This is a genomic window from Streptomyces avidinii, from assembly GCF_014650695.1.
Classification (GTDB): Bacteria; Actinomycetota; Actinomycetes; order Streptomycetales; family Streptomycetaceae; genus Streptomyces; species Streptomyces avidinii.
Genome location: NZ_BMVL01000007.1, coordinates 500,717 through 511,409 on the forward strand (window position 1 = coordinate 500,717; position 10,693 = coordinate 511,409).

Below are 10,693 nucleotides of genomic sequence, written 5' to 3' on the forward strand. Positions count from 1 at the left end.
TAACAGGAGCGCCCCGAAGAGTTCACGCCTCCGCATCCCATCGGTTCGGGAACTCCCGAACACAGTGGCTATGCTCGCGTCATGGCCGCTCTCGGATGGCTCCCCCCTCGTCGGCGCTCCGCCACCGCACGCAGCGTGCTGGCGGGCGAGGCCTCGGCCGAGGCCGCCCGCAAGACCGCTCTGACCGAGGCCCCACCGCTCACCGGGCCCGAAACGGAACCGGGGACCCGCGCCGAGGAGGGCCCCGAACCGACCCCGGAAGAGCCCGCCTTCCCGGTCGCCGGCGACGATCTCGCCGCCGCCTTCTTCGATCTCGACAACACCGTCATGCAGGGCGCCGCGATCTTCCACTTCGGCCGCGGCCTCTACAAGCGCGAGTTCTTCCGGCGCCGCGAACTCGCCCGCTTCGCCTGGCAGCAGGCCTGGTTCCGGCTGGCCGGCGTCGAGGACCCCGAGCACATGCAGGACGCCCGCGACAGCGCCCTGTCCATCGTCAAGGGCCACAAGGTCTCCGAGCTGATGTCGATCGGCGAGGAGATCTACGACGAGTACATGGCCGAGCGGATCTGGCCCGGCACCCGCGCCCTGGCCCAGGCCCACCTCGACGCCGGCCAGAAGGTGTGGCTGGTCACGGCCGCCCCCGTGGAGACCGCCACGATCATCGCCCGCCGCCTCGGCCTCACCGGGGCCCTCGGCACCGTCGCCGAGTCCGTCGACGGGGTCTACACCGGCCGCCTGGTCGGCGAGCCGCTGCACGGCCCCGCCAAGGCAGAGGCGGTCCGCGCCCTGGCCGCCGCCGAGGGGCTCGATCTCGAACGCTGCGCGGCGTACAGCGATTCGCACAACGACATCCCGATGCTGTCGCTGGTCGGACATCCGTACGCGATCAATCCCGACACAAAACTTCGCAAGCATGCCCGGACCAACGACTGGCGGCTGCGCGACTATCGGACCGGTCGCAAGGCCGTGAAGGTCGGCGTCCCGGCGGCCGCCGGCGTCGGCGCGATCGCGGGCGGCGCGGCCGCCGCCATCGCCCTGCACCGCCGCCGCAAGTAACAACCCCAGGCCCGGGGCCCGCGAGCCCCGGGGCCGCCGCCCGGCACGGCCCTGCCACGGGCATTCGCTCACCTCTACCCGCGCCCCCGGCGCGGCACTCCGGCATGCCCGACTCGGTCGCGAGCCCCCATGGAAGCGTCCATTCCGCGCACCCAAGCGATCAAGAATCGATCACCATCTGCGACTGAATATGCCCTCGACACGCAACAGAAGTGTCGGAACCGGTGATTTGAGCAACTGGGTGTAGCGCTGCCTGTACGAAGCGTTATTCTCCTCAAACGCATGCCACCGGTCATCTGTCGCCACGACGGGTGAACGGTCCCGCACTGCACGTGATGGAAGCTCTGCCTCTGGGAGTCCCGTGTACCCACCTGTCGGGGTTGACGCCTCGGGCCTGGCTCAGCTGCGCGCAACGGTCCTCGACCACCTGCGCGGCTTCGTCCCCACCGCGTACGCCGTCCCCGCCTTCGCCGCCGCGGTCCCTGCCGGCCTCGGCCCGGCCGGTCCTTGCTATGCCCTGACCGACGGCGGCGCGACGGTGGGCAGACGAGGTCGCGCCGCCGGCGGCTCGAACGCCGCCGGCACCGCCACCCAGGCCACCCACCGCCGTCCCACGGCGGACAGCGACCAGGCCCGCATGATGGACCTGGTCGAACGCGCCCAGGCGGGCGAGGCCGATGCCTTCGGCCGCCTGTACGACCAGTACAGCGACACGGTCTACCGGTACATCTACTACCGCGTCGGCGGCAAGGCGACCGCGGAGGACCTCACCAGCGAGACGTTCCTGCGCGCCCTGCGCCGGATCTCCACCTTCACCTGGCAGGGCCGCGACTTCGGCGCCTGGCTCGTGACGATCGCCCGGAACCTGGTGGCGGACCACTTCAAGTCCAGCCGCTTCCGGCTGGAGGTCACCACCGGCGAGATGCTCGACGCGAACGAGGTCGAGCGCAGCCCCGAGGACTCGGTCCTGGAGTCCCTCTCCAACGCGGCCCTGCTGGAAGCCGTGCGCAAGCTCAATCCACAGCAGCAGGAGTGCGTGACCCTGCGCTTCCTGCAGGGCCTCTCGGTCGCCGAGACGGCCCGGGTGATGGGGAAGAACGAGGGCGCCATCAAGACGCTCCAGTACCGGGCGGTCCGCACCCTGGCCCGCCTCCTTCCCGAAGACGCCCGCTGACCCTCCGACACCACACAACCTCACACTCGGTGACCCCTCGATGACGCTGTGGTCAGATCATCCTTCGTCCGTAACCCAAGTGCCGCGACGCTCGTTGTGCGGAATGCAGGCTCCCTGTGGACACGCTTTGCCCGAAGCCGCTCACTCGAAAGTGTGGATGCGCTCAAGGAAGGCAACCTTCCGGACACCTTGGGGAGTCGATCGTCATGACGAGAGGAGGTGCCGCCAGTGATCGCGAACGTGACCCCGCACCGGCGGGCGAACGCCTTCGCCCAGGCCCTGGAGGATCGGACCCCGTCCGACCTTTCGGAACCGGACTCGGCGGCCGAGCAGTCCGAGGCACCTGCCGAACCTGCCGACCACGACCGGTTGTTGGCCCTGGCGAGCGTGCTCGGCGAAAGAATGCCGCGCCCAGTGCTGGACCCCGAGGTCAAAGTGGTGCAACGAGCCCAGCTCATTGCCGCCATGGAGGCCATGGTGCTGGAGGAGAGGGCCGGGGGCGGTGCCGCCTCGGACCCTCAGGTGCCCGAACAGCGGACCGGCCGCGGCGCCCACCGGGCGACCCCGCTCCGGAAATTGCGGCCCCGCTCCCGCTGGTCCAAGGGCATCGCAGCGGGCGGCCTCACCGTGGGTGTGGCCGCAGGGGCCTTCAGCGGAGTGGCCGCTGCCAGTTCCGACGCCCTGCCCGGTGACCACCTCTACCCCGTGAAGCGGGGCATGGAGGACCTGAAGCTGGGGATGGCCGACGACGACGCGGACCGGGGCGAGCTCTATCTCGACCAGGCATCCAGTCGCCTGTCGGAAGCCCGCAGGCTGATGGAACGAGGCCGGCTCGGCGACCTGGACCACGAGTCCCTGGGCGCGATCCGCCGGGCACTGGCGGGTGTGAAGCACGACGCGGAGGCAGGCCACCGCCTCCTCCAGGCAGCGTACGAACGGGACGGCTCGCTCGGCCCGATCCAGAAGCTGTCGTCGTTCTCCCGCTCGCACCGCGACGCGTGGGGCAAGCTCCGGGAGAAGCTCCCGGCGCAGCTCACCGACGTCGGCGGAGAGGTGGAGTCGGTCTTCCAGGCCATAGACGAAGACGTGGCGCCGCTCCAGAGCCTGCTCCCGAAGCCCCCGGAGCAGTCCCGCGGCACCGGAGGCACCCCCGGCTCGTCCGCCAAGCCGGGCACCCCGAGCGGCACACAGCATTCCGCCCCCGCCGCCGGCACGCCCTCCGGCAGCCCCACGGCGCCGTCCCCCTCGGGCAGCTCCCGGCCTCCCGCCGGCGGCCTCCTGGGCGGTACGGGCGAGCTGCTCAACCCGCCCGCGGGACAATCGGCACCGCCCGCCTCGGGCAATCCGGAGATCCCCCAGCCGGACATCACCATCCCGCCCCTGCTCCCGGGCCTCCTCCCGGGCCTGGGCCTGGGCACGGAGGACGCCGAGTAAGGAGGAAGGGCGGGGCCGCCCAGGCGGCCCCGCCCTTTCCTTCGCCCCGCCCGCCCCCGGCCCGCTCCGGCTCGGGCGCTGCTCCGGCACGCCTCAGAAGAACACGGACCGCCGCTGCACGAGCAGCTTGTAGAGCGTGTGCTGGATCTGCTCCCGCACCTGGTCCGTGAGGTTGAACATCAGCATCGGGTCCTCCGCCGCCTCCGCGGCATACCCGTCCGTCGGGATCGGCTCGCCGAACTGGATCGTCCACTTCGTCGGCAACGGCAGCGCCCCGAGCGGCCCCAGCCACGGGAACGTCGGCGTGATCGGGAAGTACGGGACCCCCAGCAGCCGCGCCAGCGTCTTCGCGTTGCCGACCATGGGGTAGATCTCCTCCGCCCCCACGATCGAGCACGGCACGATCGGCGTCCCCGCCCGCAGCGCCGTCGACACGAACCCGCCCCGCCCGAACCGCTGCAGCTTGTACCGGTCCCCGAACGGCTTCCCTATCCCCTTGAAGCCCTCCGGCATCACACCGACCAGCTCTCCGGCCTCCAGCAGCCGCTGCGCGTCCTCCGCGCACGCCAGGGTGTGCCCCGCCTTGCGGGCCAGCTCGTTGACCACGGGCAGCATGAACACCAGGTCCGCCGCCAGCAGTCGCAGGTGCCGCTCCGCCGGGTGGTGGTCGTGCACGGCGACCTGGAGCATCAGCCCGTCGAGCGGCAGCGTCCCGGAGTGGTTCGCCACGATCAGCGCGCCGCCCTCCGCCGGGATGTTCTCGATGCCCTTGACCTCGACCCTGAAGTACTTGTCGTACAGCGGCCGCATCAGGGACATCAGGACCTGGTCCGTCAGTTCCTTGTCGTATCCGAAGTCGTCGACCTCGTAATCCCCGGTGACCCGCCGCCGCAGGAAGGCCAGCCCGCCGGCGATCCGCCGGTCCCAGCTGTCGCCCGGCGCCGCCGCCGGCGCCGGCTCGGGGCCCGCCGGCGGCTCCACCACCGGATCGGCAGCGGGCACCGCCCGCACCCGGCGGGGGATCCGCCGCCGCGGCCGGTCCTCGTCGAAGGGAATGACCTTGGCGTCCGCCACTATCGCTTCGCTCCTTCAGCCGCGTAGGCGTCGTCCTTGAGCCCGTCGAGCCCGTCTGCGTCCAGCATGGCCGCCACCCGGTCCACGGCCCGTCCGACCCGCTCCGGCGGCAGCAGACCGCTCCCCCGGCTCCGGGCGAAGTCCGCGAAGGTCTCCGCGGTCGTGTAGAGCGGTTCAAAGCCGAGGACCTCGCGCATCTGCGTGGTCTCCACGACCCGGCCGTGGGTGAGCAGCCTTATCTGCTCCGGCGAGAAATCGGTGGCTCCGACCGCCCGCAGCGCGGATCCCACCCAGTTCAACGCGGGCAGCAGCAGCGGCAGCGTGGGCCGCCCGAGCCGCCGCGAGCACTGCGACAGCAGCAGCACGCCGTCGCCCGCGATGTTGAAGGTCCCGCTGTTCAACGTCCCGCGCCTCGGCTCCCGCGCCGCCAGCCGCAGCACTTCGAGGACGTCGTCCTCGTGCACGAACTGCAGCCGCGGGTCGTACCCCAGCACGGTCGGCATCACCGGGATCGAGAAGTACTCGGCGAGCGCCGAGTCCGCATAGGGCCCCAGGATGTTCGCGAACCGCAGCACGCACACCGCGACGTCCGGCCGTCTGCGCGCGAAGCCCCGTACGTAGCCCTCGACCTCGGCGGCGTCCTTCGCGAACCCGCCCGCCGGCAGCGATTTCGGCTCCGTGGTCTCGGTGAAGACGGCGGGATCCCGGGAGGTGCCCCCGTACACACTGGTACTGGACTTCACCACGAGCCGTCGGACCGTCGGCGACTTCTGGCAGGCCCCGAGGAGCTGCATGGTCCCGATGACGTTCGTTTCCTTGACGGTGCTGTGCGCGCCGCCCGTGCCCGCGCTGCCTCCGGTGACCGCCAGATGGACCACCGTGTCCACGGCGTGCTCGGCCAGCACCCTGGCGATCGCCGACTGCCTGATGTCCGTACGGACGAACTCCGCCGATCCGAGCCGGTGCGGCGGTGTCACCGCGTCCACCGCGATCACCCGCTCGACGTCCGGGTCACGCTGGATCCGGCGCACGAAGCGGCCGCCCAACTGCCGGGCTGCCCCGGTGACGAGTACGACCTTCCCCACGAGCTCAGCGCCTCCCTCGAAGAAGTCCCCCGGCTGCACCGCAGCCCCTCCACCAGGATGGTGGAGGGGCTGCGGAGAACACGTACAGCTGCCGTTTACTTCTTGTTACGGCGCTGGACGCGGGTGCGCTTGAGCAGCTTGCGGTGCTTCTTCTTAGCCATCCGCTTGCGCCGCTTCTTGATAACAGAGCCCACGACTACCCTCGCTCACTTCTCTTCACTGGTGCGGGGCGTCTGGGCCCACACGACCTACGTCGGCCTAGCCTACCCGCCCGAGCTCTGAGCTTGTAATCCGAGCGCTTCCGCGTTGTAGCCAGGGGTTTCCCGAGCCTCAGTCTCAGGCCGACTCCACCCCCACATAGGACTCTCGGAGGTACTCGTGGACCGCGTTCTCGGGGACCCGGAAGGACCGGCCCACCCGGATTGCGGGCAGATGACCGTTGTGCACCAGCCGGTACACGGTCATCTTCGACACTCGCATCACCGAGGCGACCTCCGCCACGGTCAGGAACTGAACCTCACTGAGAGGCCTCTCGCCAGCAGCCATGACACACCTTGACCTTCCGCGCATGACGGGCACCGGCTTCCCCTCCGGTTACTCCTCGTCGTCGCACGCTCACTCCCCAGAGTAGGGGCGCGTGATACGAGTGGGGAAGAGGAGCTACGGCCACTCCTGCCGCCCCGTCAGACTTGCGCGGCCGAGCACATAGCGCGTAAGCGGTCGGTAGTAGTCCGCTCGCACCGCGTCATCAAGTGGAACGGCCACCGAGACCCGCCCCTCGGCCTCCCCGACGAACAGCGCCGGATCATCCGTGTCAGCCAGCCCGATCGCCTCCACACCCAGCTGACCTGCACCGCAGACCCACCCGTGGTCCCCCACCACCAGCTCCGGCAACGGCCCGCCGGCCTCCGCGAGGGCCCCCAGCGCCATCCGAACCGGCAGCGGCGAATGGGTGTGCACGCCGGTCGCACTCCCCGGCACCCGCACGCCGGGTTCCCGCACCAATGCGACCCCCCGTACGTATTCGATGCTGTGCGTGCGTACGCCGAACCGGGTCGCCATGTCGACACGCACCCCCTGCGCCGGAGTGAGGACAACACATCCCGCCGCCGACATCGCCTCGGCCAAACCGGCGTAGAAGCCCAGGAGCCGATGCGGATGCCCCGTCCCGAACAGCACGGGCGACCGCGCCCGCGCCGCCTCGCACAGCCGCCCCGCGAAGGCCTCCAGCGCGGCCACCGTGCGCTCCGGGTCGATCACGTCCGGCCCGCTGACATGCGCCGGATCCGCCGAGACCCCGCACTTGTCCGCCATCAGCCTCAGCAGATCACCCTCGCCCCAGCCCCACTCCGGATCCAGCCCCAGCATCACCCGCGGATCCCGCGCAGCGAACAGCCGGTAACTGCGCAGGCTCTCCTCCCGGGAGGTCGCGACGGGCCCGGCCAACCGGGCGGCCAGCAGATGCGCACGCAACGCGCCGGTGCTCAACACCCTCCGATGCTGCCCCAACACATCTGGCGGGTCATCAATTCCGGCGAACAGCCCCACAGTTGGCGTAACGATGCATCAGAGCCGCCCGATCGGCAGTCCGCACGGCCGGCCGCGCGGTCAGGTCAGCATCCCGCGCAACGGGAAGACCGCCCGACGGGTCGCCAGGACGGCCTGATCCGTCCGGTCCGCCGGGTCGTAGCCCGCCTCCCACTCCGACCACGCCGGGGTCCGCCCGTCCGTCATCCTTGCCGGCGCCAACTGCCGGGTCCGCGCGTACACCTCGTCCCGCCACGAGGCCGGCACCGCCGCCTGCGGATCCACCGGCCGGTGCGCGGCGATCCCCACCAGGTGCGTCCACGACCGCGGCACGACATCCACCACCGCGTACCCGCCGCCGCCCAGCGCCAGCCACCGCCCGTCCGCGTACTCGTGCGCGAGCCGGTGACAGGACTCCTGGACGGCCCGCTGGGCGTCCAGCGACACCGCCAGGTGCGCGAGCGGGTCCTCGAAGTGCGTATCGGCCCCGTGCTGGGTCACCAGCACCTGCGGCCGGAAGTCCGCCAGCAGCTCCGGCACCACCGCGTGGAAGGCCCTCAGCCACCCCTCGTCCCCGGTGCCGGCGGGCAGCGCGATGTTCACCGCCGACCCCTCCGCACCCGGGCCACCGGTCTCCTCCGGCCAGCCCGTCTGCGGGAACAGCGTCCGCGGATGCTCGTGCATCGAGACGGTCAGCACCCGCGGATCGTCCCAGAAGGCCGCCTGCACCCCGTCCCCGTGGTGGACGTCCACATCCACGTACGCGACCCGCTCGGCCCCCAGCTCCAGCAGCCGCGCCACCGCCAGCGACGCGTCGTTGTACACGCAGAAGCCGGCCGCCCCGCCCGGCATCGCGTGGTGCAGCCCGCCGGCGAAGTTCACCGCGTGCTCGGCCTCACCGCTCCACAGCGCCTCCGCGCCCGCCACGGACTGCCCGGCGATCAGCGCGGACGCCTCGTGCATCCCGTGGAAGGCCGGGTCGTCCATGGTCCCCAGCCCGTACGAACCGTCCGCGACCCCCGGGTCCTGCGACACCTCGCGCACCGCGGCGACGTAGTCCTCCCGGTGCACCAGCCGCAGCGTCGAGTCCCCGGCCACCGGGGCCGCCCGCACCTCCATGGCCCGGTCCAGCCCGAAGGCGCGCACCAGGCCCATGGTCAGCGCCAGGCGCACCGGGTCCATCGGATGGCTCGGTCCGAAGTCATACCTCGTTACCGCCTCGTCCCACATCAACAGCCCGGTCACCGGCTCGCCGCTCATGCCGGACACCGTATCGGGCGGGCTCCCAGCCGAACGAGCGGGCTTGGAACAAGGTCACCAGGACCAGCGCCATCGGCACCAGCATCGCCCCCCGGTAGCTCCAGGCGTCACCGACCGCCCCGACGAGCGGGGACCCGATCAGGAAACCGACGTAGTTGAAGATGTTGAGCCGCGCGACGGCCGTGTCGGACGCCCCCGGGAAGAGCCGCCCCGCGGCGGCGAAGGTCTGCGGCACGATCACGCACAGGCCGATCCCCAGCAGAGTGAAGCCGAGCATCCCCACCCACGCCCCCGGCGCCGCCGCCACCACCGCGAACCCGGCGGCCGCCACCAGCGTCCCGGCCCGCACCACGGCCGCCGCCCCGAAGCGCCGCACGCCCAGGTCCCCGACGGCCCGCCCCACGAGGGTGGTCACCATGTAGACGTTGTAGGGGACGGTCGCCGTCTGCTCCGAGCTCCCGAGCACGTCCTGGAGGTACTTGGCACTCCAGTTCGCCACCGTGGAGTCCCCGATGTACGCGCACGCCATCACCAGGCAGAGCGGCAGGAGCAGCTTGAACCCACCGGCCCCCAGCCCCTTCTCACCCTCCTCGCCCGCCTCTCCCGGTCCCGCCCCGGCCGGCCCCGTCCCGTCGACGTAGCGCCGGCTCCCCAGCAGCGCCAGCGGCAACAGCACGACCACGGCCGGCAGATAGCTGACGAACAGGTTCAGCTCCCAGTGCGCCCCCGCCCACGCGGCCGACGCGCCCAGGATCCCGCCGAGGCTGTAGGCGGCGTGGAAGCCGAGCATGATGCTCCGCCCGTACGCCCGCTGCAGGCTGACTCCGAGCATGTTCATCGAGGCGTCCAGGGCCCCCACCGACAGCCCGAAGGCTCCCAGGGCCACCGCCACGTGCCACATCCGGTCGCCGGCGCCGACGCCCAGCAGCGACAGCAGCACCAGCGGCTGTGCCCACCGCAGTACGACGCTGGGCGCGACCCGCTTCACCAGGTGCTCGGTGGCCACGCTCGACGCCCCCGCGAGGACCGGCACGGCCGCGAGGAAGGCCGGCAGCAGGGCGTCGGATATCCCGTACCGGTCCTGGATGGCCGGGATCCGCGTCACGAGCAGCGCGAAGGTGACGCCTTGCACGAAGAAACTGAACCCCAGAGCGCCTCGGCCGTGCCGCAGCCGCACATCATCCGTCATGGCGGGTCAGCGTAGGGCCACGGGCTACCCGTGGGTAGAGAGATCACATACCCAGTCCGGCCTCCAGTCCGAGCAGCCCGGTGAGCTGCTTCATGTCACCGAAGTGCCCGGTGGCCCCGGGGAGCTGGTCGGCGGGCAGCATCGCCGTGAACGCGTACACGTCCATGCCCGCGGCGACTGCGGACCGGACGCCGAGTGGACTGTCCTCGATGACCACGCAACGGGCCGGCTCCACGCCCATCTGCCGCGCCGCGTGCACGTACAGATCGGGAGCCGGCTTCCCCTGGCCGACGTCCTGCGCGCTGAAGATCCACTCCTCCTCGAACCACCCGTCGAGCCCGGCCACCCGATGCCCCGCCCGGATCCGCTCGTGACTCCCGGAGGACACGAGGCAGTAGCCGACGCCCTGAGCGGTCAGCGCCCCCAGTAGCTCCTCCACGCCGGGGACGGGCTTCAGCTCCTGCTCGAACGCGGCGACGGTCCGCGCGTGCAGCGTCTCGTCGAAGTCGGCCGGCAGCTGCTGCCCGGTCCGCTCCACGACGAGGTCGTGCACCCGGTGCACGGCGGACCCCATGTAGTCGCGGACCGACTCCTCGTAGGTGGTCGGGTGCCCCAGCTCGGTCAGGTACCCGGCGAGGATGCTGTTGGCGAGCGGCTCGCTGTCCACCAGCACGCCGTCGTTGTCGAAGATGACGAGGTCGTAGCCCATACCCCCACAGTACGAACTAAACGGACGCAGAGCCCGTCTCGCCGGGCCGCCGACGACGCATCAGCGGACTGCTGCGGCCATTCGGACGACAGAGCGACCGCCGGCCCGATCGGGCCGCGTCAACGCGAGCCGGCCCGTAAACGCAGAAAAGCCCCGCACCGAACCCATAAGGGCTGGTGCGGGGC

11 protein-coding genes are annotated in these 10,693 nt (G+C 71.3%); 3 read left to right on the forward strand and 8 right to left on the reverse strand.

Translation table 11 applies throughout. The features are described from left to right. Window positions 1–81: 81 nt before the first annotated feature. The 3 genes from IE257_RS21530 to IE257_RS21540 all read left to right on the forward strand — a co-directional run bounded on the left by IE257_RS21530 (window position 82) and on the right by IE257_RS21540 (window position 3,664). Complete coding sequence (locus IE257_RS21530; RefSeq protein ID WP_189970953.1) at window positions 82–1,056, forward strand: HAD family hydrolase; 975 nt, start codon at window positions 82–84, stop codon at window positions 1,054–1,056. 361 nt (window positions 1,057–1,417) lie between these two features. Further along, the gene (locus IE257_RS21535) at window positions 1,418–2,230 is read left to right on the forward strand and encodes an ECF subfamily RNA polymerase sigma factor, BldN family (RefSeq protein ID WP_189970956.1); all 813 of its coding nucleotides are present in this window, start codon (window positions 1,418–1,420) and stop codon (window positions 2,228–2,230) included. A gap of 228 nt (window positions 2,231–2,458) precedes the next feature. After that, the gene (locus tag IE257_RS21540) at window positions 2,459–3,664 is read left to right on the forward strand and encodes a DUF5667 domain-containing protein (protein ID WP_189970958.1); all 1,206 of its coding nucleotides are present in this window, start codon (window positions 2,459–2,461) and stop codon (window positions 3,662–3,664) included. A 93-nt stretch (window positions 3,665–3,757) separates the two neighbouring features. Here the strand turns inward: IE257_RS21540 and IE257_RS21545 are convergent, their stop codons facing one another. From IE257_RS21545 to IE257_RS21580, 8 genes are all read right to left on the reverse strand, one after another. Next, window positions 3,758–4,738 carry a lysophospholipid acyltransferase family protein gene (locus IE257_RS21545; RefSeq protein ID WP_189970960.1) on the reverse strand — a complete coding sequence of 327 codons (981 nt, stop codon included), beginning with the start codon at window positions 4,736–4,738 and terminating at the stop codon, window positions 3,758–3,760. Then, window positions 4,738–5,823, reverse strand: a complete 1,086-nt coding sequence (locus IE257_RS21550) for an NAD-dependent epimerase/dehydratase family protein (RefSeq protein WP_189970962.1) — start codon at window positions 5,821–5,823, stop codon at window positions 4,738–4,740. The genes IE257_RS21545 and IE257_RS21550 overlap by 1 nt, the downstream gene beginning before the upstream one ends. A 95-nt stretch (window positions 5,824–5,918) precedes the next feature. Then, a complete protein-coding gene (locus IE257_RS21555) occupies window positions 5,919–6,017 on the reverse strand; it encodes a 30S ribosomal protein bS22 (RefSeq protein ID WP_003948845.1) in 99 nt (32 codons plus the stop codon). A 142-nt stretch (window positions 6,018–6,159) separates the two neighbouring features. Next, a complete protein-coding gene (locus IE257_RS21560; protein ID WP_008738568.1) occupies window positions 6,160–6,369 on the reverse strand; it encodes a helix-turn-helix domain-containing protein in 210 nt (69 codons plus the stop codon). Between the two features lie 114 nt (window positions 6,370–6,483). After that, window positions 6,484–7,314 (reverse strand): phosphatase, encoded by an 831-nt coding sequence (locus tag IE257_RS21565; protein WP_189970964.1) that lies wholly within the window; start codon window positions 7,312–7,314, stop codon window positions 6,484–6,486. 117 nt (window positions 7,315–7,431) lie between these two features. Beyond that, window positions 7,432–8,580 carry an acetoin utilization protein AcuC gene (locus IE257_RS21570; protein WP_189971061.1) on the reverse strand — a complete coding sequence of 383 codons (1,149 nt, stop codon included), beginning with the start codon at window positions 8,578–8,580 and terminating at the stop codon, window positions 7,432–7,434. Then, window positions 8,552–9,799: an MFS transporter gene (locus IE257_RS21575; RefSeq protein ID WP_189970966.1), complete on the reverse strand. Its 1,248-nt coding sequence runs from the start codon at window positions 9,797–9,799 to the stop codon at window positions 8,552–8,554. Before IE257_RS21575 ends, IE257_RS21570 begins: the two co-directional genes overlap by 29 nt. A gap of 43 nt (window positions 9,800–9,842) precedes the next feature. Next, a complete protein-coding gene (locus tag IE257_RS21580) occupies window positions 9,843–10,508 on the reverse strand; it encodes an HAD family hydrolase (RefSeq protein WP_189970967.1) in 666 nt (221 codons plus the stop codon). Between the last annotated feature and the right edge of the window lie 185 nt (window positions 10,509–10,693).

What these genes read in the sequence shown, in the direction of transcription:
- IE257_RS21570 (WP_189971061.1), bottom strand. Translation starts at nt 8,580, where the DNA reads ATGTGGGACGAGGCGGTAACGAGGTATGACTTCGGACCGAGCCATCCG.
- IE257_RS21530 (WP_189970953.1), top strand. Translation starts at nt 82, where the DNA reads ATGGCCGCTCTCGGATGGCTCCCCCCTCGTCGGCGCTCCGCCACCGCA.
- IE257_RS21560 (WP_008738568.1), bottom strand. Translation starts at nt 6,369, where the DNA reads ATGGCTGCTGGCGAGAGGCCTCTCAGTGAGGTTCAGTTCCTGACCGTG.
- IE257_RS21575 (WP_189970966.1), bottom strand. Translation starts at nt 9,799, where the DNA reads ATGACGGATGATGTGCGGCTGCGGCACGGCCGAGGCGCTCTGGGGTTC.
- IE257_RS21580 (WP_189970967.1), bottom strand. Translation starts at nt 10,508, where the DNA reads ATGGGCTACGACCTCGTCATCTTCGACAACGACGGCGTGCTGGTGGAC.